This window comes from Arthrobacter sp. ov118, from assembly GCF_900116495.1.
Lineage (GTDB): Bacteria > Actinomycetota > Actinomycetes > Actinomycetales > Micrococcaceae > Arthrobacter.
Map to the genome: position 1 here is coordinate 94,216 of NZ_FPAY01000009.1, position 21,875 is coordinate 116,090.

At 66.1% G+C, this 21,875-nt stretch carries 20 protein-coding genes; 15 read left to right on the top strand and 5 right to left on the bottom strand.

The window, feature by feature from the left end:
• Positions 1-6: 6 nt before the first annotated feature.
• From rimP to rbfA, 5 genes are all read left to right on the top strand, one after another.
• Complete coding sequence (gene rimP, locus BM372_RS15835; RefSeq protein ID WP_090956412.1) at positions 7-624, top strand: ribosome maturation factor RimP; 618 nt, start codon at positions 7-9, stop codon at positions 622-624.
• Positions 624-1,604: a transcription termination factor NusA gene (gene nusA / locus BM372_RS15840; protein ID WP_090956413.1), complete on the top strand. Its 981-nt coding sequence runs from the start codon at positions 624-626 to the stop codon at positions 1,602-1,604. Before rimP ends, nusA begins: the two co-directional genes overlap by 1 nt.
• 300 nt (positions 1,605-1,904) lie before the next feature.
• Entirely contained in the window at positions 1,905-2,237 is a 333-nt protein-coding gene (locus BM372_RS15845) for a YlxR family protein (RefSeq protein WP_371261756.1), read from the top strand.
• A gap of 152 nt (positions 2,238-2,389) precedes the next feature.
• Positions 2,390-5,281: a translation initiation factor IF-2 gene (infB, locus tag BM372_RS15850; protein ID WP_090956415.1), complete on the top strand. Its 2,892-nt coding sequence runs from the start codon at positions 2,390-2,392 to the stop codon at positions 5,279-5,281.
• A gap of 242 nt (positions 5,282-5,523) precedes the next feature.
• Positions 5,524-6,033: a 30S ribosome-binding factor RbfA gene (rbfA, locus tag BM372_RS15855; RefSeq protein ID WP_090956416.1), complete on the top strand. Its 510-nt coding sequence runs from the start codon at positions 5,524-5,526 to the stop codon at positions 6,031-6,033.
• 103 nt (positions 6,034-6,136) lie between these two features.
• Here rbfA and BM372_RS15860 read toward each other — a convergent pair whose 3' ends face one another.
• Together BM372_RS15860 and BM372_RS15870 are read right to left on the bottom strand one after the other, a co-directional pair.
• Entirely contained in the window at positions 6,137-7,264 is a 1,128-nt protein-coding gene (locus BM372_RS15860; RefSeq protein WP_090956417.1) for a ScyD/ScyE family protein, read from the bottom strand.
• A 490-nt stretch (positions 7,265-7,754) separates the two neighbouring features.
• On the bottom strand, positions 7,755-8,969 hold the full coding sequence (locus BM372_RS15870) for a pyridoxal phosphate-dependent aminotransferase (protein ID WP_177236038.1): 1,215 nt from the start codon (positions 8,967-8,969) through the stop codon (positions 7,755-7,757).
• Positions 8,970-9,098: 129 nt separating this feature from the next.
• On the opposite strand from BM372_RS15870, the gene truB reads away from it, so the two are divergent.
• The 3 genes from truB to BM372_RS15885 are packed head-to-tail and all read left to right on the top strand — an operon-like array spanning position 9,099 to position 10,868.
• On the top strand, positions 9,099-10,052 hold the full coding sequence (truB, locus tag BM372_RS15875; RefSeq protein WP_090956420.1) for a tRNA pseudouridine(55) synthase TruB: 954 nt from the start codon (positions 9,099-9,101) through the stop codon (positions 10,050-10,052).
• A complete protein-coding gene (locus BM372_RS15880) occupies positions 10,052-10,405 on the top strand; it encodes a hypothetical protein (RefSeq protein ID WP_090956421.1) in 354 nt (117 codons plus the stop codon). Before truB ends, BM372_RS15880 begins: the two co-directional genes overlap by 1 nt.
• A gap of 1 nt (position 10,406) precedes the next feature.
• Complete coding sequence (locus tag BM372_RS15885; RefSeq protein WP_090956422.1) at positions 10,407-10,868, top strand: hypothetical protein; 462 nt, start codon at positions 10,407-10,409, stop codon at positions 10,866-10,868.
• A 37-nt stretch (positions 10,869-10,905) separates the two neighbouring features.
• Here BM372_RS15885 and BM372_RS15890 read toward each other — a convergent pair whose 3' ends face one another.
• The gene (locus BM372_RS15890; RefSeq protein WP_090956508.1) at positions 10,906-11,451 is read right to left on the bottom strand and encodes an NUDIX domain-containing protein; all 546 of its coding nucleotides are present in this window, start codon (positions 11,449-11,451) and stop codon (positions 10,906-10,908) included.
• A 364-nt stretch (positions 11,452-11,815) separates the two neighbouring features.
• On the opposite strand from BM372_RS15890, the gene BM372_RS15895 reads away from it, so the two are divergent.
• The gene (locus tag BM372_RS15895) at positions 11,816-13,663 is read left to right on the top strand and encodes an HNH endonuclease signature motif containing protein (RefSeq protein WP_090956423.1); all 1,848 of its coding nucleotides are present in this window, start codon (positions 11,816-11,818) and stop codon (positions 13,661-13,663) included.
• Positions 13,664-13,694: 31 nt separating this feature from the next.
• Here BM372_RS15895 and BM372_RS15900 read toward each other — a convergent pair whose 3' ends face one another.
• Positions 13,695-14,162 (bottom strand): hypothetical protein, encoded by a 468-nt coding sequence (locus BM372_RS15900; RefSeq protein WP_090956424.1) that lies wholly within the window; start codon positions 14,160-14,162, stop codon positions 13,695-13,697.
• Positions 14,163-14,276: 114 nt separating this feature from the next.
• Here BM372_RS15900 and BM372_RS15905 point away from each other — a divergent pair, with 114 nt between their 5' ends.
• The gene (locus tag BM372_RS15905) at positions 14,277-14,660 is read left to right on the top strand and encodes a hypothetical protein (RefSeq protein ID WP_090956425.1); all 384 of its coding nucleotides are present in this window, start codon (positions 14,277-14,279) and stop codon (positions 14,658-14,660) included.
• A 65-nt stretch (positions 14,661-14,725) separates the two neighbouring features.
• Here BM372_RS15905 and BM372_RS15910 read toward each other — a convergent pair whose 3' ends face one another.
• On the bottom strand, positions 14,726-15,370 hold the full coding sequence (locus BM372_RS15910; protein WP_090956426.1) for a DUF937 domain-containing protein: 645 nt from the start codon (positions 15,368-15,370) through the stop codon (positions 14,726-14,728).
• Between the two features lie 235 nt (positions 15,371-15,605).
• Here BM372_RS15910 and BM372_RS15915 point away from each other — a divergent pair, with 235 nt between their 5' ends.
• The 5 genes from BM372_RS15915 (at position 15,606) to BM372_RS15935 (ending at position 21,826) form a co-directional block, all read left to right on the top strand.
• A complete protein-coding gene (locus BM372_RS15915) occupies positions 15,606-16,589 on the top strand; it encodes a bifunctional riboflavin kinase/FAD synthetase (RefSeq protein WP_090956427.1) in 984 nt (327 codons plus the stop codon).
• A gap of 144 nt (positions 16,590-16,733) precedes the next feature.
• Entirely contained in the window at positions 16,734-17,588 is an 855-nt protein-coding gene (kynA, locus tag BM372_RS15920; protein ID WP_090956428.1) for a tryptophan 2,3-dioxygenase, read from the top strand.
• On the top strand, positions 17,585-18,913 hold the full coding sequence (gene kynU, locus BM372_RS15925; RefSeq protein ID WP_090956429.1) for a kynureninase: 1,329 nt from the start codon (positions 17,585-17,587) through the stop codon (positions 18,911-18,913). The genes kynA and kynU overlap by 4 nt, the downstream gene beginning before the upstream one ends.
• Positions 18,914-19,051: 138 nt before the next feature.
• Positions 19,052-19,321: a 30S ribosomal protein S15 gene (gene rpsO, locus BM372_RS15930; RefSeq protein ID WP_090956430.1), complete on the top strand. Its 270-nt coding sequence runs from the start codon at positions 19,052-19,054 to the stop codon at positions 19,319-19,321.
• Between the two features lie 246 nt (positions 19,322-19,567).
• Positions 19,568-21,826 carry a polyribonucleotide nucleotidyltransferase gene (locus tag BM372_RS15935; protein ID WP_090956509.1) on the top strand — a complete coding sequence of 753 codons (2,259 nt, stop codon included), beginning with the start codon at positions 19,568-19,570 and terminating at the stop codon, positions 21,824-21,826.
• The last annotated feature ends 49 nt before the right edge of the window (positions 21,827-21,875 follow it).

Below are 21,875 nucleotides of genomic sequence, written 5' to 3' on the forward strand. Positions count from 1 at the left end.
GGCATCATGACCAACGCAGAAGCCACGACTTCAACAGACCGGACCGGGACGGGGAAGGCTGAAGCCGCACCCGTTCACAATGTGGAGGCCGAACGCCTGCATGCTCTCCTGGAACCCGCAGTCCTGGCGAACCGGTTGTATCTGGAGGACGTCTCCATCCATGTAGCCGGCGCCAATCGGGTGGTCCACGTGGTGGTGGACCTGCCGCAGGAGGAGACCGGCGGCGTCGGGCTCGACGTCATCGCCGAGATCTCCAAGACCCTCTCCGACACCTTGGACAACGACCCCAGCATGGACGCGCGCCCTTATGAGCTCGAGGTCTCTTCGCCCGGCGTCGGGCGCCCGCTGACCGAGGAACGCCACTGGCACCGCGCCCGGGGGCGGATGGTCAATGTGAACGTGATCCAAGGTGACAATGTCACCGGCAGGATCCAGTCCGTGGATGACGGGGGCGTCCTCCTGGTCCCCGAAATTGCCGTCAAGAAGGGCATGAAACCCAAACACGGTGAGCCCGTCAAACTTCCTTTCGACAGGATCCGTAGCGGAAAAGTCGAGATAGAGTTCAGCCGCCTCGAAGAAGCCGGTCTGGAAAAAGAACACAATGGACCTTCCGAGGAGGCCTAATGGATATTGACATGAGCGCGCTGAGACTCCTGGAGCGTGAGCGTGAAATCCCTCTGGATCTCCTGATTCCGACGATTGAGCAGGCACTTCTGGTTGCCTACCACAAGACGCCGGGCGCCTTCGAGAAAGCGCGGGCCGAGCTGGACCGCAAGAGTGGCCACGTGACGATCTGGGCCACCGAGATCGACGACGACGGCGCCCCCATCGGTGAATTTGAGGACACGCCGGCCGGATTCGGCCGCATCGCGGCGAGCACCGCACGGCAGATCATCCTCCAGCGCCTCCGGGACGCGGAGGATGACAATGTGCTGGGCCAGTTCAAGGGCCGTGAAGGCGAGCTCGTGGCAGGCACCATCCAGCAGGGCAACAACCCGCACATGATCCAGGTGAACCTGGGCACGGTGGAGGCGCTGCTGCCGCCGCCCGAGCAGGTTCCCGGTGAGAAGTACATCCACGGCAACCGGCTGCGCGCGTTCGTGATCGACGTTCACCGCGGCACCAAGGGCCCGTCCATCACGCTGTCCCGCTCGCACCCCGGCCTTGTCCGGAAGCTCTTTGAACTCGAAGTCCCGGAGATCGCGGACCGTTCCGTCGAAATCGTGGCGCTTGCCCGCGAAGCCGGCCACCGCACCAAGATCGCTGTCAAGGCAAACACTGCCGGCGTGAACGCCAAGGGTGCCTGCATCGGGGAAATGGGCTCGCGTGTCCGCGCCGTCATGACCGAACTGAATGACGAAAAGATCGACATTGTCGATTACAGCGACGACGCCGCGACCTTCATCGCCAGTGCACTCTCGCCGTCGCGAGTGAATTCGGTCACGATCACCGACGAGGCGACCCGCTCCGCCCGCGTGGTTGTTCCCGATTACCAGCTTTCCCTGGCGATCGGAAAAGAGGGGCAAAACGCCCGTCTTGCCGCCAAGCTCACGGGCTGGCGGATCGACATCGTCTCCGACGCCGCCGTCAACACCGGCCAATAGCTCGCGCGCGCAGGCGCACGGAAACAGTAGCGGGCCGCCGGCGCGGCCCGCTACCTGCGCGCTGCCTTCCGGGAACGCGCGAGCTGCCTTCCGGGCTGTCACCCCCGGGGCAGGCGCCGGTTTCACCGCCGACCGGCGTGCCCGGGTTCGGGACCCGGGCACCGGAGGGGCTAGAATAGACATGACCGCGCCTAAGGGCCGGTATCTGTGTGTCCTTGGCGCGTCCGGTTTTTCCGGACTTCCGGGGATGCAGATACACCAACAGATGCACTGGCAGGAAGATACTCGAACGTGGCACAAGTGCAACACCTCGGGAATCAGCCGCAGCGCACCTGCATCGGATGCCGACAAAAAGGGTCGCGGTCGGAGTTACTCCGGCTCGTCGCCGGCGCCGGCGGTTCGTCCGCCGTCGTTGTGGATGAACGACGCCGGATGGCTGGCCGGGGAGCATGGCTGCACCCCAGCGAGAAGTGCCTGGCACTGGCGGTGAAACGTCGAGCGTTCGGTCGCGCCCTAAACGGCGCAGCCGGTACAGCTGACGTTGAACGCCGGATCACTGCCGGCACGAAAGCCGCGGACACCCCGGTGGCCGCAGCAACAACCGTCCAACCTGAAAGCGGGTCAGAAAACTGATGGAAACCCGATGAGTTCCCAGCGATGAGTGCGCAACGATGACAACTTTGTTGCGCTCTGTAATGGGCCTTTCAGCTGCGTTCGCGGCGGAGGCCCGCAGTAAGAAGTAGACGGTTCGTGCCTGGCTCGGTGCGGACCGAGACAGGAGAAATGTGGCCAAGGTCCGCGTACATGAGCTTGCTAAAGAGCTCGGTATTACTTCCAAAGATGCAGTAACCAAACTGCAGGAACTGGGCGAATTCGTTCGCTCCGCCTCGTCAACCATCGAGGCCCCCGTTGTGCGGAAACTGCGCAACGCCTTCCCGGATGCCCCCGCAGCGTCGAAGTCCGAAGCTCCGGCGTCCGCCCCCCAGACAGCTAACAGCCAGACAGCTAACAGCCAGGCAGCTCCCAGCCCGGCCGCAACCCGTCCGGCGCCTGCGCCTGGTCCTGCTGCGCCCAAGGCTGCAGAACCCAAGGCCGAAGCTCCGGCTCCGGCGGCCGCTGCTCCGGCTGCGCCCGCGGCCCAGGCCCCGGCAGCCCCGGCGGCTCCCTCGACGGGCATCAAGCCCGGCGCGCGTCCGGCCCCCAAGGCTGAAACCCCGGCGGCTCCGGCACGCCAGGGCGGTTCTGCACCGCGTCCGGGCGGTCCCCGTCCCGGCAACAACCCCTTCGCCACGTCCCAGGGCATGCCCCGCGGCCGCGGCGGCGACAACGATCGTCCCTCGCGTCCGGGCAACAACCCGTTCGCTCCTTCTCAGGGCATGCCCCGTCCCGGTGGAAGCCGCACCGAGGGCGAACGCCCCGGTGGTCCGCGTCCGGCAGCAGGCGCAGGCGGCCCCCGTCCCGGTGGTCCCCGTCCGGCAGCTGGCGCAGGCGGCCCCCGCCCCGGTGCCCCGCGTCCGGCCGGCGCTCCCGGCGCACGTCCCGGCGCCGGCGGTAACCGCCCGACGCCGGGCATGATGCCTAACCGCACCGAACGTCCCGCACCCGCAGGTGCCGGTCGTCCCGGTGGCGGCGGCCGTGGCCCGGGTCGTCCGGGCGGCGCTCCAGGTACCGGTGCTCCCGGTGCCGGTGGCGGTGCTCCGGCCGGTGGCGGCTTTGGCAAGGGCGGCCGCGGCCGTGGCGGCACCCAGGGTGCCTTCGGCAAGGGCGGCGCAGGCCGTGGCAAGCAGCGCAAGTCGAAGCGTGCCAAGCGCCAGGAACTGGAGCAGATGAGTGCTCCGTCGCTGGGCGGCGTGAGCGTGCCCCGCGGCGACGGCAACACCGTTGTCCGGCTTCGCCGCGGCTCGTCCATCACGGACTTTGCCGACAAGATCGAGGCGAACCCCGCAGCACTGGTAACCGTTCTGTTCCACCTCGGCGAAATGGCCACGGCCACGCAGTCGCTGGATGAAGAGACGTTTGCCCTGCTGGGCGAGGAACTTGGCTACAAACTGCAGGTTGTTTCGCCGGAGGACGAGGAGCGCGAGCTGCTCTCCACCTTCGACATCGACTTCGAAGCCGAGCTCGAAGCCGAAGGCGATGAAGACCTCGAGGCTCGTCCTCCGGTTGTCACCGTCATGGGCCACGTTGACCACGGTAAGACCCGCCTGCTCGATGCCATCCGCAAGTCGGATGTCATGGCTGGCGAACACGGCGGCATCACGCAGCACATCGGTGCCTACCAGGTCACGCACAACCATGAAGGCGACGATCGCAAGATCACCTTCATCGATACCCCGGGCCACGAGGCGTTCACCGCCATGCGTGCCCGTGGTGCGAAGGTCACCGACATCGCCATCCTGGTGGTCGCAGCGGACGACGGCGTTATGCCGCAGACCGTTGAAGCCCTCAACCACGCCCAGGCGGCCAACGTGCCGATCGTCGTGGCCGTGAACAAGATCGACAAGGAAGGCGCCAACCCGGACAAGGTCCGTGGCCAGCTGACTGAGTACGGCCTCGTTCCGGAAGAATACGGTGGCGACACCATGTTCGTGGAGGTCTCGGCCCGCCAGAACCTCAACATCGACGAACTCCTCGGCGCCGTCCTGCTCACCGCAGACGCTGCCTTGGACATGCGTGCCAACCCGAACAAGGACGCCCGCGGTATCGCGATCGAAGCCAACCTGGACAAGGGCCGCGGTTCCGTAGCCACTGTCCTGGTCCAGTCCGGTACCTTGAACGTCGGCGACACCATCGTGGCAGGCACGGCCCACGGCCGCGTCCGTGCGATGTTCGACGACGACGGCAGCGCCCTGACCGAGGCCGGCCCGTCCCGCCCCGTCCAGGTGCTGGGTCTGTCCAACGTGCCGCGCGCCGGTGACACCTTCTTCGTGACCGCTGACGAGCGCACCGCCCGCCAGATCGCCGAGAAGCGTGAAGCCGCCGACCGCAACGCCGCCCTGGCCAAGCGCCGCAAGCGCATCAGCCTGGAAGACTTCGACCAGGCCGTCGCCGAAGGCAAGATCGACACCCTCAACCTCATCCTCAAGGGTGACGTGTCCGGTGCCGTGGAAGCCCTCGAAGACGCGCTGCTCAAGATCGACGTCGGCGAAGGTGTCCAGCTCCGCGTCATCCACCGCGGTGTCGGTGCGATCACGCAGAACGACGTCAACCTGGCAACGGTCGACAGCGCCGTCATCATCGGCTTCAACGTCAAGCCCGCCGAGCGTGTTGCCGAACTGGCAGACCGCGAAGGCGTGGACATGCGCTTCTACTCCGTCATCTATGCAGCAATCGATGACATCGAGGCAGCCCTCAAGGGCATGCTCAAGCCGGAGTACGAAGAAGTCCAGCTTGGCACCGCCGAGGTCCGCGAAGTGTTCCGTTCTTCCAAGTTCGGCAACATTGCAGGCTCGATCGTCCGCTCCGGAATCATCCGGCGCAACGCCAAGGCCCGCATCAGCCGCGACGGCAAGATCATCGGCGACAACCTCACCGTTGAGACGCTCAAGCGCTTCAAGGACGACGCCACCGAGGTCCGCACGGACTTCGAGTGTGGTATCGGTCTTGGTTCGTACAACGACATCACCGAGGGCGACATCATCGAGACCTTCGAGATGCGCGAGAAGCCGCGCGTCTAGGGTGTTGCTTCGAAGGTGCGGGGCCGTCGGAATTTTTCCGGCGGCCCCGCCCCTACGCTGGGCGGCAATGGATCTGCGATCCCTTGCCGCCCAGCTTCGGCAGGCCCGATGCCACTCCCGGGCCGCCGGAAAAATTCCAACGGGAGTCCGTCGTTGACTCGCCGTAGTGCGTGGCAGAAAACTGAAACGAGCGACCCCGCCCAACAGGCGCCGTCGTACATCCGAATTTTTTAGGAGTGGAAATGGCTGATCCCGCACGGGCTGCCAAGTTGGCGCAGCGGATTAAGGTTGTTGTTGCGGAGGCCCTGGGCCGGCGCGTGAAGGATCCCCGGTTGGAAGGCGTGACCGTGACCGACGCACGTGTGACCAATGATCTGCAGCATGCCACGGTTTACTACACGGTCCTCGGCGACGACGTGGCCCAGGCGGATGCTGCCAAGGGGCTAGAGAAGGCGAAAGGCGTGCTGCGACAGGAAGTCGGCCGTAACATCACCGTCCGGTTGACCCCGACGCTGGAATTCGTCGCCGACCAGATCCCCGTAGTGGCCTCAAACCTCGAAGAACTCCTGCGTGCGGCCAAGAAGCGCGACGCCGAAGTGGCCGCCCTCGCAGCCAGCGCCAAGCACGCCGGGGACGCGGATCCTTACAAGAGTGACACGCCGCAGGATGTTGAGCTCGACGAGGACGACTTTGACGAAGAAGACCTGGATCTGATCGAGCACGACGTGATAGACGAGGACCGCAACAAGTAGGGCCTCGCCACGGGGCCGGGCTGACGGCTTTAGCACTGCGGCTTAAGCACTACGGCAATGGCCGGACCGGGTAACCGGTCCGGCCATTTGTCGTCTGGGTGAGTCAGTCGTCGTGCGAGCCGTGGCCCACCTCGGTGGAGGCCACCTGGCCGTTGGGCGGGCCAGGTGCGGCGCCTTCCGGCGGCAGCGCATTCACCGTCGCGTACAGTGTGGAACCGCGGAGATCGACGTCGGCCGTGAGGGCGGCGCTGAGCGCGAGGCTCTGCTTGCCGGAGTGCCGGTCAATCTTGAGGACACCCTTGCCGAACAGCGATGCTACGTAGACGTCGCCGTCGTCGTTAACCACCAGCCCTGTGGGGGACATGACCTGGTCCGCCAGCAGCTTCACCCTGCCGTTGTCCGGGTCCACCTTGAAGACAGCGCCCCGGGCACCGAGGGCAGGGTCCTCCGGACCGCCTGGGAGCGTTGAGACGTAGAGCCAGTCACCGGGCCCGGGGGCCACGTCCGTGGGTACGGGCTCGAAGGCGTAGGTCTGTCCCACGGTGCAGGCCGGAAGGTGGCTGGCGGCCGCAGCTTCGGCAGTGATCTTGAACGGGCGGGGCGGCAGCACAGCCACAGTCTTCATCCGCCCGGTCCGGATGTCCACGGAGACCACGCTGTTCGCGCCGGCGTCGGCAACGTAGATCGTTCGGCCGGAGACGGTCATTCCGTACGGGTGGGAATCGACGTCGCCCCTGGAAGCAGCAGGGACCTCGGGAGGCAGCTGGGCAGCGCAGCCAGCGGGCAGGTTGTGGAAACCGTAGTGCACCTCCTTGTCGGCGTTGTGCTGCGTTTCCAGCGCGGCAAAATCACCGAACGTGCGCTGGTGGCCGTCCTCGTCGATGCTGCGCACATGCCCCACGAGCGGACGCGAATCCATGGGGCCGGCGCCCTGGCTCTCGACGAAGTACGTGGTGGAACCCTGCTGGGCATTTCCGGCGACGTCCCAGTCCGCGTTCTCATACAGGACTTTCTTCGTGCCGTGCGCGTCGATCCGGGTCAGCCGTCCCACGAACTCTTCGCTGACAGTCACGGTTCCATGCTCGCCGGCACTCAGATGCAGAGGGCCGGCCAACCCACTGGCAAGGATTGCCGGCGGCGGCCCGTTGGCGGCTACGACCGCCGAGGGCCCGGCGGAGAGGAAGGCCGCGACGGTGGCGGCTGCGGCCAACAATGACAGATCTTTTCTCATGACGTGCTCCCGTGGCGGCGAGGAATAATCCACGGCTCTAAAACCGGGCCAGACCCATGAGACCGGGCGCGTGCCGAAAGGCTCGCACCGGAAATGCACTGCCCCCACGAGCGGATTTTAATCCTCGGCGGTCCCTAAGTCGATGCCCCGTGAGTCGATGCCACCGTGACTCGCTGCCACCAAGAAGGCGGCTGGCCTAGCGGCGCCTGGAGCGTGCTCCCAGGCCGCCGCCCAGCACCGGGGACCCCATGCCGAGGAGGAAGCCGAAGTCATACCAATTGCCCGACCGGGCGGAGTTGTAAAAAGGGAACTCACTCCAGGCCCCGAACACATGAGCGATCAAGACAATCCACGCTGTCAAACCGTTCCAGAAACCCCACAACAGGTCTTGCCACCACACGATGTACTCCCTTGGCCGAAGTCCCGGCACCCGGACGAACCAGGTCAACCCAATGTCAGGCTAGCCGGGCCAGCTGGGAGCGCCGTGTGTTTAAGCTATGGCTCCAGAGGCTCCGGCAACAGGGTCGGTGGTCCCGGCGAGGCCCCTGGCTGATTCGCGTGCAGGGAGGCGGCCGAGGCCCTCCACAAGATCGGTCTGGTCTGCGCAGAGCGCAATGCGGATCCAGCCCTCGCCGATCGAACCGAACGCCGTGCCGGGCGCAAAGGCCACGCCGGAGTCTGCCAGGAACCGATGGGTCCAGGCCCGGACATCCCCGTTGCTGGCATGGGACACATCCGCCCACAGATAAAAGGCACCCTGGGCGCTCAGGTAGCGGATGCCGCGGGAGCGCAGAATCGCTGAGGCGGCGTCGCGGTTGGCTCGATAGTGGGCGCGGGCCGAGCTGACGTAGTCCTGCGGGCCGGTCAGCGCCGCCAGCGCGGCGTACTGCGACGGCGACGCCACGCAGGACACGATCGACTCCATGACGTTGTTCATTTTCCGCTCCAGCCCCGGCGGGCAGATCAGCGCGCCGATGCGCAGCCCGGTGAGCCCGTAGGTCTTGGACAGGGTCAGCGAGGTGAACACCCGAGCTTCACCTGGGACGTCGCTGTCGAAGCGGGCCGGGCTGACATGGGGGACATCGTAGGTGAATGCCTCGTAGCATTCATCCGAGATGATCCACAGATCGTGCCGCCTTGCCAGCTCCACGAGGCGCCGCGTGAGGTCCTCGCCCAGGACAGCGCCGAGGGGGTTGGACGGCGAGTTCAGCATCAGCACCTTGGTCCGAGGCGTGATCAGTGCCTCAATGTCCTCGATCCGCGGCTGGAAATCGTACTCCGGGTACAGCGGGTAGCGGACGGGGACGGCGTTCAGCAGACTGCTCGTCATCACGAAGGTGGGGTAGCCCGGGTTGGGAATCAGGATCTCGTCCCCGGGGGAGAGCAGCAGGCTCATGGCCAAGTGCAGGCCTTGCTGGGCGCCGCCGACCACATAGACGCGGTCGGCGGCGATCGGCGTCGCATTTTGTTCCCGGAAGCGGTCGGCGAAGGCCTCGCGCAGCGCGGGGATTCCGGCATTGGGCGTGTAGTTGGTCTCGTCCCGGTCGAGGCAGGCCATTCCGGCCTCCAAGACGTGGCGGGGGACGGCGAAGCCGGGCTCCCCGATACTCAGCACGATCGCGCCGGGCGTTCCCCACGCGGCTTCGGTGATCTCGCGGATCTGGTTGACCGGAACGTCACGGACATGTGCTGCAAGCTCGGGCATGCAAGCCATCCTAGCGGCCGGGGTCCGCGTTAGCCCGGGCATTTGTGCCGGGGTGGGGCCGGATTGCTCAGCTCAGCGGTGTTTGCCTGTGGCCCGTGGGGCACGGCTGGCCCGCATATACTGGGAGGCGTGCTTTCTGGACTGGTGATAGTGGACAAGCCGCAAGGTTGGACCAGCCACGATGTGGTTGGACGGATGCGGCGGATCGCCGGTACCCGAAAGGTCGGCCACGCCGGGACCCTGGATCCGATGGCTACCGGCGTGCTCGTGGTGGGCATCAACAAGGCAACCCGGCTGTTGACCTACATCGTGGGCACGTCCAAGACCTACACCGCCACCGTCCGGCTCGGTGAATCCACGGTAACGGACGACGCCGAAGGCGAGGTCACTGCCACCCGCACCGCCGCCGCGGTCACCGACGACGCCGTCCGCGCCGGCGTCGTCGCGCTGACCGGGGACATCGAGCAGGTTCCCAGCAGTGTCAGCGCCATCAAGGTCAACGGCGAACGGGCGTACGCGCGGGTCCGCTCCGGTGAAGAGGTCAAGCTGGCGGCCCGCCCCGTGACGATCCACCGCTTTGAGGTCCACGAAATCCGACGCGTGCGCGACGGGGAGGCCCTGGATGTGGACGTCACCGTGGAGTGTTCCTCCGGTACCTACATCCGTGCCCTGGCCCGCGACCTCGGTGAGGCTCTCGGCGTCGGCGGCCACCTGACGGCACTGCGCCGGACCCAAGTGGGCCCCTACACGCTTGACCAGGCGCACACCCTCGAACAACTGGCCGAGACGCTGGACGTCCTGGAGATGTCCGACGCTGCCCGGGCACTCATGCCGAACCGGGAACTCAGCGAGGCAGAGACCACCGAGATTTCCTTCGGCCGGCGCATCGCCGCCGGAGCCGGCGCCGGCACGCCGGAAGCGGCGACGGCGGACAAGCCGGCAGCGGCGTTCGCGCCGGACGGTACGCTGGTGGCCCTGCTGGCCGATGCGGGAAGCTACGCCAAGCCTGTGCTGGTCTTTGCGCCGGACAATGAAAAGCGTGGCAACGAAAAGCACGGCAATGAAAAGCAGACCGGCCAGTAGTGGACGCATATTTTTACATCATTCTGGTGGTTGGCTTGCTCTCCACCGTCATCTGCGCCGTCGCAGGCATCCTGAAAAAGGCGCCCAATGACACGACGATACTGTCCGTGGCCGCAGTCGAACTATCCTTGTTGGTCTATCTGGTCGGTTCGATCATCCGGGTGGCCAGCGGGGAGCAGATCGCGGGGGAGCCGTGGGAGTTCTGGGGCTATCTGCTGACGGCGCTGATCCTCCCGATCGGCGCCGTGTACTGGTCCATCCTGGAGCGGACCCGCTGGAGCAACTTCGTCCTGGCGGCCGTCGGCGTCACGGCCCTGGTGATGGCCGCCCGCATGAACCAGATCTGGTACTGACATGGAAGAGGCAGAAAACGTGAGCGCAAAATTCTCGCAGGCGGCGGAGACCGCGCCGGCGCCGACCAATACCCGCAACACCGGCCCTGGCCGGCTGCTGATCGCTGTCTATGCCATCTTCGCGATATCGGCTACGGCCCGGGCCGGCTACCAGATCCTCACCAAGTTTTCCGAGGCCCCGCTCGCGTATCTGTTGTCGGCGTTCGCCGCCGTCGTCTACGTCGTGGCGACTGTGTCCTTGGCCAAGCCGGGCCGCACCGCATTCAAGGTCTCCGTGGTGGCAGTCTTGGTGGAACTCGTTGGGGTTCTCGTGGTGGGTGCGCTGAGCGTGTTCGACGCAGTTAACTTCCCCCACGAGACGGTGTGGTCCTTGTTTGGCCGCGGCTACGGCTTCATTCCGCTCCTGCTACCCATCCTGGGACTCATCTGGCTGTACCGCCGCCGGCCCACACCGAGCGTCTAAGGCGCGTCTTGCGGCTTTCGCCGGTCATGCGCGGAGCTTAGGGCCCGTCAGGCAGATCCAGCAGCCGGCGGCGGAGGCCGGGCCACGAGGCGCCGAACCCGGGGTGCAACTCCTTGTCGCGGACACCTTCCAGCGGCACCCACTGGAGTTCAAGGCTTTCGGGGTCGCTGATGGCAGGGTCGAACGGCATCAGCGTTTCCGCAACCACCGTCGTGTAGGTCCAGTAGCCGACGTCGAACACTGAGGTAAACAGCACGCGGACGTTCTCCGGCGGCACGGCTGCTTCTTCCTTCGCCTCCCGGAGGGCTCCGTCGATAGCCTCCTCACCTTGGTGCAGGGCACCTCCGGGCAGCCCCCAGGTTCCGCCGTGATCGCTCCAGAGTGCACGGTGCTGCAGCAAAACACCCTTCGACGGGTCGTGGACGAGCAGGCCAGCCGAGCCGAACCGCCCCCAGAACCGTCCGCGGTCACCTTCGACCCAGGCATCACCGGGGTCGCGCGGCCCGAGAGGCCTTCGCAGTTCGCTGGGTAACGACCCTGCGAACGATGTTTCGCCGGGCTGAGGGGCGTGTATGCGTTCCATCCCTACAGCTTGCCACGCGCCGGACCGCGCGACGGAGGATGGCCTACGAAGTGTTACGGCCGGGGGAACGGAGTTGGCTACCTTGTTCCGGCTTGTCCCGGCGGTGATCAGTATGCGGTCGGCCACCTCCGCGTGGACCCCGGCCACGCCACGGAGCGCCGGCGCGCAGGTACCAAGGAATTCCTGGAGCTGCCCGCGGTGGGATTTTGCCGAAGGGGAGAGTGAGGCGGTTTTTAGCTGGGGCACACCGGCTCAAGGCCTTTTCGTGTTTACCGCTCTTTAGAAAAACACCAAAGGATGCCCGGCTCGCGCCGCGACAACCACTTTCATCATTACTGTCGTACCCCTTTGGGAGAGTTGAGTCATGGAAGCTGTTGGAGAGTTCGTCCCGGATGAGGCCGGCCGGCCGAGGTCCGGGATGCCCGTCCGGTTTCGGCAGCAGGCAGCCGTTCCCGGTGCCGCGGCTGATTCGGTGGACGGTGCTGTAGCCGTGGCTGTGGCGTTGCTTCGGGCATCCGCTGAGACAGCGGCGGAGGACGTTGCCCGGTTGGACTTCTTCGAGGCGTCGGATTTCGCCGAGGGGGTGGAGGACCTGTCCCGCGTTGTCGAGTATCTGCAGATCATCGGTGCCGCCCGCGTGGACCGCACCCGCCGCGACGCGGCGGCGGTGGAGAAGGCGCCCGGCGGGTGGGGTTCGGAGCCGGCGGCTCGAAGTGCCGGTGGCTGGCTGACGGGGTGGAACCAGGAACCCGGTACAGGCGAGACCGGGGGAGACGCCAAGCCCGGGGACGAATCCGATGGCGTGAACGGGGCCGGGGCCGAAGGCGGGGCGGCCCCGCACGGAAGTCCGGCTGGGCCTTGGGGAACGTCCGGCGCCGCCGTGTCTGCTTTGGCCGCGGCCGCGGTGGCGGATGACGGGTACCGGAACTCGGCGGAGTTCCTGCGGGCGCGGCTGCGCATCAGCGCACCCGAGGCCAAGCGCCGGCTAAGCCTTGGCGGCGGGCTGCTGCCCCGGACCGGCATTGCGGGCCGGAGCCTCCCGCCGGCGCGGCAGGAACTCGCGGCAGCCGTGGCCGAAGGGACCATCGCCTCCCGCACCGCCACGCTGATCGCGATGTCCTTGGACCGGGTCGGGCGGGTGGCCCCGCCGGAGGCTGTTGATGGCATGGAGCATGCCCTGACGATGACGGCGGCCGAGAACGACCCCGATTTCCTGGCCCGGGTCGCCCGGCGCTGGGTCGAGGCCCTGGACCAGGACGGCACCGAGCCCTCGGAGGAGTCGCTGCGCCGGCTCCAGGGCGTCTTCATCCGCAAACCCCGGCACGGGCTGCATCATCTGGAAATCTTCGCCACCACGGACCAGTTCGAGGACCTGGCCACGGTGATGAATGTGGCCACCAATCCACGCCTGGGAGCCACAGCCAATCCGGGCGCCGCCGGCGACGCGGCTGCCACCGCCAACGACGGTGCGGGCGCCGCTGCCAACGCGCGCGCCGCAGCCGACGACGGGGCTGCCGCGGCCGGGAACGGGACCGACCCGGTCGAGGCCCGCCTGGACCGCCGAACACGGCCGCAGAAACTCCTCGACGGACTCGTCGGCGGCTGCAAGGCCGCCCTGGCTTCAGGACACCTGTCTGCGGCGGGAGGGCTCCGCCCCCAGATCATGGCAACCATCAACTACCGGGACCTGCTGGAAGGGCTCGACGCCAGCGAACCCCAGACGAATCAAACCCAGGCCAATCAATCCTGGGCCAGCGGAGCTTCCGGCACCGCAGCTCACAGCACGGGCGGGGCCGGATCCTTGGTGTTCACCGGGCCGGTCACGGCGTCGACTGTGCGCAAGATCGCCTGCGACGCCGAGATCATCCCGGTCCTGCTCGGCGGCGAGGGCAGGGTTCTGGACATCGGCCGGGCCTCAAGGGTCTTTCCGCCGCACATCCGCAAGGCCATCACGGCCCGGGACCAGGGGTGTTCATTCCCGCAATGCACCATCCCCGCGCCATGGTGCGAAGCCCACCACGTGACGTACTGGTCCCGGGGCGGCAGCACCGGAACAGACAACGGAACGCTGCTGTGTTCGCACCACCACCACCTGATCCACAAGGAACAGTGGACCATCCAGATGCGCAGCGGCATTCCCTGGTTCATCCCGCCGCCGCATGTGGATCCGGGCCAAACGCCCCGCCGGAACAGATACTTCCGCCTCGACTAACCCTCGGACCTCCGGGCCGCCTGTGCCCGGGCTAACCCTTAGCCGGGGTCGTGGCGAAGGGGAGTGGCGTGCCGGTGTCGAGAGGCACAGCGCCTTGAGCGGGGGTAATGGTGAACCAGTAGCCGTCCTGCTTGTTGGCATAGATCAACATCCGTCGGCGCTGGTCGAGGGGATCACCGTCCGGATAGGACACGCCCTGAGTGCACGTCGCCGGCATCGATGCAATCTGAAGCTGCCCCGGTTCTGGTTCGCCTTTGAGTACGGTCTCGATCTCCACGACATGGAACTGTGCCGTGTAACCGTAGATGCTGGTTTCGCCATCCCGTCCAGCGGGTATCCCGATCAGCACCAGAGCTGCCTCATTGAACTGGTCCTGTGGTTTTTCAAAAAGCACCCAGTCGGCGCAGACATCACCCCTCGTTACGGGCAGCAGCCCACAGCCGGAAACCAGCGCGCCAAGGAGCGCCCCGACCACCGCGAGCTGCACGTGCCTCGTCATTCTCAGAACCTAGCGTTCGGGCCCGTCGCGGTCCAGAGCAGAAAGCGGACCTGTGACCGCTGAAACGGGTTTCCTCCGGAACTGTTCTCGCTTCGACGGGCCTACGCTGGAGGCATGGCCGAACGTCGGATCCTGCTGCGGGCTATCAAGTCGTTCCACACTTTCGCCTGGTTCACCATCGAGGCTTGCGTGGTTTACGTCCTATGCACCGGCGTCAGAGGCCGCACCGACCGGAAGACCGGCGCGGCCGCCGTCGTGGTGGCGGGCGAGACCCTGATCTTTGCCGCGAACGGATTCCATTGCCCGCTCACCGCTGTCGCGCAGAACCTCGGCGACGTCCACGGCTCCGTCACCGACCTCTATCTGCCGCATTGGTTCGCCAGAAACTTGCCCGCGATCCACGTCCCACTGATCGTTGTCGCCGTGCTGCTGCATTGGAGAATCTGGCGCAACAACGCTGTGCGGGACAGCCAGCGGAGGCTCCTGCTCAGGAGGTAGCGAGCTGTTCCGGCCGCGGGCACAACGAGCCAACGCCATCGCGCGCCGCCCAAGGGGCGGTGTGCCTACTTCTTCCCGAACAGGCCGCCAAGAATATCGCCCAGCCCGCCGAAGCCGCCCTGCTCGCCTTGACCGCCTTGTCCACCCGGGCCTGCCTGGCCCGCGGCGCTGCCCTGCCCGCCCTGGCCACCCACCATTCCGCCGAGAATCCCGCCCAGGACCCCGCCGAGGTCCACTCCGCTGCCCTGGCCGGAACCGGACGCAGCGCCGTCCCCCACCGGGGAACCCACCCCCGTCTGGCTTCCGCCGAGGAACTTCTGCGCAAGATAGGACATGACGATCGGCGCCAGGATGGGCAGCAATTTCCGGACCAGGTCACTTCCGGCGCCGCCAAGTTGTCCTGACCCGGCGAGTTGGCTGGCCACATGGTCCTGCTGCCCGCCGAAGACGTGATCGACGATCTTCTCGCCGTCGGCCGTGTCCACCTGAGCGACGTCGACGCCGCCGTCGATCAGTCCATCCTGATGCTGGCCCAGGGCCGATTGAAGGGACGCAGCACCGTCCGGGGCCTGCGCATTGCTGTGCATACCGGCGAGGAGCGTGGGCACGGCGGCTTCCACGGCGGCACGGGCTGTCGGTTCGTCGGTGCCTAGCAGGCCGGCGATCTGGCCCATCGGGATCTGCCCGATGATGTCTTGGAGCTCAGTCATGTCGTACTCCTTCAGCCTCGCGTGGCAGCGGGCATCGCGGGAAACGGCGCCCGTATGGACGCCGCCGAACTAGTGCCCTTGAATCGTAGCCCTGCAGAACAGGGCCGTGGAAGGCCCGCTCCGGGGCCTGGCGCAGCGTCCGGAAGCGGCCCGGAATGCGGGTAATCTTAGAGAGTTCCGGAGCCGGCACCGTCCCTTCGGAAGAGTTCACGGCAGGCAGCAAAAGGCGAGGTTGATGGTCCACATCTGGAACGATCTGTCCGAAGTCCCGGCGGACTTTGGTCCTTCGGTTGTCACGTTTGGCAATTTCGACGGCGTGCATCGCGGGCACCAGCAGGTGCTGTCGCAGCTCATCCGCACCGCCCGACTCAACCATGCCCGCGCCGTGGCGATCACCTTCGATCCCCACCCCGCACAGGTACACCGTCCTGAATCGGCTCCCGAGCTGATCATGGGTCTGGAGGACAAGCTTGTGGCCCTGGGTGAGCTCGGCCTGGATGCCGTCCTGGTGATGAAGTACTCCCTCGAACTCGCCAGCCTGACACCCGAAGAATTTGTCGCCACGGTCCTGGTGGACACCTTGAAGGCGAGCCACGTGGTGATCGGCCATGACGCCCGGTTCGGCCGCGGCAATTCCGGCGACCTCTCCACCATGGAGGAACTGGGCAAAAAGCTCGGATTCGAGGTGCTGGTCATCAGCGAGTTCGGTTCAGAAGGTTTCCCCATCCACGACGACGCCGGGACGGACCGCCGCTGCTCGTCCACGTGGGTGCGTGAGGCCCTGCGCGTGGGCGACGTTGCCACCGCCGCTGCTGTCCTCGGGAGGCCGCACCGGATGCGCGGCGAAGTGGTCCACGGTGCCGCACGCGGCCGCGATCTCGGCTTCCCCACGGCAAACCTGGCATCGACGGCGAGCGGCTACATTCCCGCGGACGGGATCTATGCCGGCTGGCTCGTGGACCAGGCGGGCACCCGCTGGCCCGCCGCCATCTCCGTCGGCTCCAATCCCACGTTCGACGGCGTGAGCCGTCAGGTCGAGGCCCACGTCATCGACCGCCCGGAAGAGTCGGTGGACGACTTCGATCTGTACGACCAGACAGTTGTGGTCGAATTCGTCTCCAGGCTCCGCGGCATGGTGGCGTACCGTGGGCCTGAGGCATTGGTGGAGCAGATGGGCCTGGACGTCCTCCAGGCCCACGACATCCTGTTCGCCCGCTGACAACGGGCCGGACCGGCGCCCAACCGGCGTCCGATCCCTGACTGGCGTAACCCCCGGACCGGCGTCGGATCCCGGACTGACGGCGCACTGACGCACTGGAGCCGGGCACTGATTCGCAGCCATGCAGCAAGGAAGGCAAGAGACGTGAGTATCGAGAAGAACACGAGGGAGCTGGACCGGGACATCGTCCGCGACTTCAGCGCGCGGATGAGCTACGCGTCCTATCTGCAGCTGCCAACCCTGCTCAGCGCGCAGCAGCCGGTCAGCAATCCGGAACACCACGACGAGATGCTGTTCATCATCCAGCACCAGACCACAGAGCTGTGGCTGAAGCTGGTGCTGCACGAACTTCGCAGCGCCGCCGCCTGGCTGCGTTCTGATGACCTTGGCTCCGCCCTGAAGGCGATCGCCCGGGTCAAGCACATCCAGAAAACGCTCACCGAGCAATGGTCCGTGCTGGCCACCCTGACGCCAACCGAGTACTCGCAGTTCCGCGGCTTCCTCGGCAACTCCTCCGGGTTCCAGTCCAGCCAGTACCGCGCAGTCGAGTTCATCCTCGGCAACAAGAACGCCAAGATGCTCCCGGTCTTCGACTCGGACCCGGCGGCCCAGGAGATGCTGTGCGAGCTGCTTGAGGCCCCCAGCATCTATGACGACTTCCTCGCCTACCTCAAGCGCCAGGGCTTCGAGGTCCCCGCTTCAGTGCTGGAACGCGACGTCAGCAAGGCCCATGAGTTCTGCCCGGAGCTGGTCCCGGTGTTCAAGTACATCTACGAGAACGCCGCCGACAACTGGGGCGCCTACGAGGCCTGCGAGGAACTCGTGGACCTCGAGGACAACTTCCAGCTCTGGCGCTTCCGCCACTTGCGCACGGTCCAGCGCACCATCGGCATGAAATCCGGCACCGGCGGGTCCAGCGGTGCCGCGTTCCTGCAGAAGGCCCTCGAGCTGACCTTCTTCCCCGAGCTCTTCGCGGTGCGGACGGAGATCGGCCAGTGAGCGCGGTCGAGGCTGAGACCTCGGGCAACACGACCGACGCCCTGAGCCAGCGTGCCCGCGATCTCGATGCCGCGGACCCGCTGGCGGATTACCGGAACCTCTTCGTGGGCACGGACACCGATCTGTCCTACCTGGACGGCAACTCCCTCGGCCGCCCGCTCAAGCGGACGGTCACGGACATCAGCAGCTTCATCCAGGACAGCTGGGGCGGACGCCTGATCCGGGGCTGGGACGAGGAATGGCTCGAACTGCCCCAGGCCATCGGCGACCAGCTTGGCCGCGCAGTGCTCGGCGCGGCGCCCGGACAGACTGTGATTGCCGATTCCACCACCGTGGTGCTGTACAAGCTGATCCGCGCCGCCCTGGCCGCTGTCACGGATCCGGCCCGGACGGAAATCGTGCTGGATACGGACAATTTCCCCACCGACCGCTATCTGGTCGAAGGAATCGCGCGCGAAGAAGGCCTGACCCTGCGCTGGATCGACGCCGACCCCGCCTCCGGCGTCAGCGTTGACCAGGTGCGGGCCGCCGCCGGCCCGGCCACCGCCGTCGTGGTCCTGAGCCATGTCGCCTACCGCTCCGGCTTCCTCGCGGACCTGCCGGCCATCACTGCCGCAGTCCACGACGCCGGCGCTCTGATGGTGTGGGACCTTTGCCACTCCGCAGGGTCGGTGGAAATCGCCCTGGACGACGCCGACGTCGACTTCGCGGCCGGCTGCACCTACAAATACCTGAACGGGGGACCGGGCTCGCCGGCGTTCGCCTATGTCAACACCCGGCACCTGGGCGGACTGCGGCAGCCGATCTGGGGCTGGATGGGGCGCAAGGACGCGTTCGAAATGGGCCCCGGCTACGAGGCCGCTCCCGGCGTCCGCGGTTTCCTCAGCGGCACTCCGGCCATCTTCGGGATGCTCGCGATGCGCGGCACCTTGGACCTGATCGAGGAAGTGGGGATGGCCGCCGTCCGGAAGAAGTCACGGCTCCTGACAGCCTTTGCCCTGGAACTGTACGAAGCTTGGCTTGCGCCGGCGGGCGTCCAGCTGTCCACCCCGAGGGACCCGGAACTGCGCGGCAGCCACGTCACTATCGATCACCCGGCCTTCCGGGAAATGACCGCTACCTTGTGGGGACAGGATGTGATTCCCGATTTCCGTGCCCCGCAAGGGATCAGGATTGGTCTGTCGCCGCTCAGTACCTCCTTCTCGGAGCTGTACCGCGGCGTCGCTGCCATCCGGGAACTGCTCGGCGGCCCCGAAAGCGGAGCCACGCCCTTGCCGGGTGCGGCCGGCGGTTTCGACAACATTGGGGACGTGCCACTAAACTAAACGTTGGATCCGGCTGCAGTCCGTGGCGGCTGGCTCCTGCTGTGCACGAAATCCCTGGCTTCGGCAGGGGATTCCGGGACGGCACACCCGGCAGTGAATTACTGACTCGGGCCTCACGGCACATCTCTAGGAGTTATTGTGGCACTTGACGCCGCTGTAAAGCAGTCCATCATCAAGGAATACGCAACCACCGAGGGCGACACCGGTTCACCGGAGGTCCAGGTTGCAGTCCTGACTCAGCGGATCAAGGATCTCACTGAGCACATGAAGGAGCACAAGCACGATTACCACACCCAGCGCGGTCTGCTGGCCATGGTTGGTCGTCGCAAGCGCATGCTCACCTACCTCAAGAACACTGACATCACCCGCTACCGTCAGCTCATCGAGCGCCTCGGCCTGCGTCGCTAGTCAGCTTTAAGGGGCGGCCCCTTCCGGACCGGAAAGGGCCGCCTTCTTCAGGAAATAACTAAACAGGAGGATCAACCGCATCACGCATTCGCGGTCCTCGGTAGTGATTCCCGGGAACGGCTTCAAGGACTGAAGCCCGGCCCGTGGGTCTCGATCGATGACCGGGTGCAGTGCAGGCCAGTAGACAGATGCTGGACTGGGTTGATGCGGCTGGGCTCCGTGAACCATGAAACGGAGGTGACTCTCTTGGAGGGTCCCGAAATCCAGTTCTCAGAAGCAGTCATTGACAATGGCCGCTTCGGTAAGCGTGTAATCCGCTTCGAAACCGGCCGTCTTGCCAAGCAGGCCGCCGGCGCAGCGATGGTCTACATTGACGAAGAGACCGCACTGCTGTCCGCCACCACCGCCGGCAAGCACCCGCGTGAAGGCTTCGACTTCTTCCCGCTGACGGTCGACGTCGAAGAGCGCATGTACGCCGCCGGACGCATCCCGGGCTCGTTCTTCCGCCGCGAAGGCCGCCCGTCCACCGAAGCCATCCTGGCCTGCCGCCTCATGGACCGCCCCCTGCGCCCCGCTTTCGTCAAGGGCCTGCGCAATGAGGTCCAGATCGTCGTCACCGTGCTGTCCATCAACCCGGACGAGCTCTACGACGTTGTGGCCATCAACGCATCCTCGATGTCCACCCAGCTCTCCGGCCTGCCCTTCTCCGGCCCGATCGGCGGCGTCCGCGTTGCCCTCGTCGCTGACGAGAACGGCTCGCAGTGGGTTGCGTTCCCGAAGCACTCCCAGCTCGAGAACGCTGTCTTCAACATGGTCGTCGCCGGCCGCATCGCCGGTGACGACGTCGCCATCATGATGGTTGAAGCCGAAGCCACGGACAACTCCTGGAACCTGATCAAGGAACAGGGCGCCACCGCCCCGACCGAAGAGGTTGTCTCCGAAGGCCTCGAGGCTGCGAAGCCGTTCATCAAGGCACTCTGCGAAGCCCAGGCCGACCTGGCAGCCCGCGCCGCCAAGCCGACCGTCGAGTTCCCGGTTTTCCTGGACTACCAGGACGACGTCTACGCCGCCGTCGAGTCTGCTGCCGCCGAAAAGCTGGCCGCTGTCTTCCAGATCGCCGACAAGCAGGAACGCGACACCGCCTCCGACGCGCTCAAGGACGAGGTCACCTCTTCCCTGGCAGGCCAGTTCGAAGGCCGCGAGAAGGAGCTCTCCGCAGCCTTCCGCTCCGTCACCAAGCAGGTTGTGCGCCAGCGCATCCTCAAGGACCAGATCCGCATCGACGGCCGTGGCCTGACGGACATCCGCCAGCTCACCGCCGAGGTTGAGGTTCTGCCCCGCGTCCACGGCTCGGCCATCTTCGAACGCGGCGAGACCCAGATCATGGGTGTCACCACGCTGAACATGCTCAAGATGGAACAGCAGATCGACTCGCTGTCTCCCGTGACGCGCAAGCGCTACATGCACAACTACAACTTCCCGCCGTACTCCACCGGCGAGACCGGCCGCGTCGGTTCCCCGAAGCGCCGCGAAATCGGCCACGGTGCCCTCGCCGAGCGCGCCATCATGCCGGTGCTGCCCTCCCGCGAGGAATTCCCCTACGCCATCCGCCAGGTGTCTGAGGCTCTCAGCTCCAACGGTTCGACGTCGATGGGTTCCGTCTGCGCCTCCACGCTGTCCCTGCTCAACGCAGGCGTGCCGCTGAAGGCTGCCGTTGCCGGTATTGCCATGGGCCTGGTTTCCGACCAGGTTGACGGCCAGACCCGCTACGCCGCCCTGACCGACATCCTGGGCGCCGAAGATGCTTTCGGTGACATGGACTTCAAGGTCGCCGGTACCTCCGAGTTCGTCACGGCCATCCAGCTCGACACCAAGCTCGACGGCATCCCCGCCTCGGTCCTTGCTGCCGCACTGAAGCAGGCCCGCGAAGCCCGCCTGCACATCCTTGATGTCCTGAACTCCGCCATTGACACCCCGGATGAGCTCTCCGAGTTCGCACCGCGTGTCATCGCGGTCAAGATCCCGGTAGACAAGATCGGCGAGGTCATCGGCCCGAAGGGCAAGATGATCAACCAGATCCAGGAAGACACCGGGGCCGACATCTCGATCGAGGACGACGGAACTGTCTACATCGGCGCCACCAACGGCCCGTCTGCCGACGCAGCACGGTCCGCGATCAACGCCATCGCCAACCCGCAGGTTCCGGAAATCGGCGAGCGCTACCTGGGTACGGTCGTCAAGACCACCACCTTTGGCGCCTTCGTGTCCCTGACTCCGGGCAAGGACGGTCTGCTGCACATCTCCGAGCTGCGTAAGATCGCCGGCGGCAAGCGGGTGGACAACGTCGAGGACGTCGTCTCTGTGGGCCAGAAGATCCAGGTCGAAATCACCAAGATCGACGACCGCGGCAAGCTCTCCCTGTCGCCCGTTGTGGCTGACGAGGCAGGTTCCGAAAACTCAGAAAACGCTGCCAGCGTTGAGGTGTCCGCGGACGCCGCAGAGTAGTCGAGCCTGACAAACGGCGGGGCCGGTGGATTCTTCCACCGGCTCCGCC

Bases quoted from the DNA above. Each gene is read 5' to 3' on its own strand.
- BM372_RS15905 (WP_090956425.1), top strand. From the start codon at position 14,277: ATGGCCGAACGTCGGATCCTGCTGCGGGCTATCAAGTCGTTCCACACT.
- BM372_RS15910 (WP_090956426.1), bottom strand. From the start codon at position 15,370: ATGACTGAGCTCCAAGACATCATCGGGCAGATCCCGATGGGCCAGATC.
- BM372_RS15915 (WP_090956427.1), top strand. From the start codon at position 15,606: ATGGTCCACATCTGGAACGATCTGTCCGAAGTCCCGGCGGACTTTGGT.
- BM372_RS15870 (WP_177236038.1), bottom strand. From the start codon at position 8,969: ATGCCCGAGCTTGCAGCACATGTCCGTGACGTTCCGGTCAACCAGATC.
- BM372_RS15885 (WP_090956422.1), top strand. From the start codon at position 10,407: ATGGAAGAGGCAGAAAACGTGAGCGCAAAATTCTCGCAGGCGGCGGAG.
- BM372_RS15860 (WP_090956417.1), bottom strand. From the start codon at position 7,264: ATGAGAAAAGATCTGTCATTGTTGGCCGCAGCCGCCACCGTCGCGGCC.
- rimP (WP_090956412.1), top strand. From the start codon at position 7: ATGACCAACGCAGAAGCCACGACTTCAACAGACCGGACCGGGACGGGG.
- BM372_RS15890 (WP_090956508.1), bottom strand. From the start codon at position 11,451: ATGGAACGCATACACGCCCCTCAGCCCGGCGAAACATCGTTCGCAGGG.
- rbfA (WP_090956416.1), top strand. From the start codon at position 5,524: ATGGCTGATCCCGCACGGGCTGCCAAGTTGGCGCAGCGGATTAAGGTT.
- nusA (WP_090956413.1), top strand. From the start codon at position 624: ATGGATATTGACATGAGCGCGCTGAGACTCCTGGAGCGTGAGCGTGAA.
- BM372_RS15895 (WP_090956423.1), top strand. From the start codon at position 11,816: ATGGAAGCTGTTGGAGAGTTCGTCCCGGATGAGGCCGGCCGGCCGAGG.
- BM372_RS15900 (WP_090956424.1), bottom strand. From the start codon at position 14,162: ATGACGAGGCACGTGCAGCTCGCGGTGGTCGGGGCGCTCCTTGGCGCG.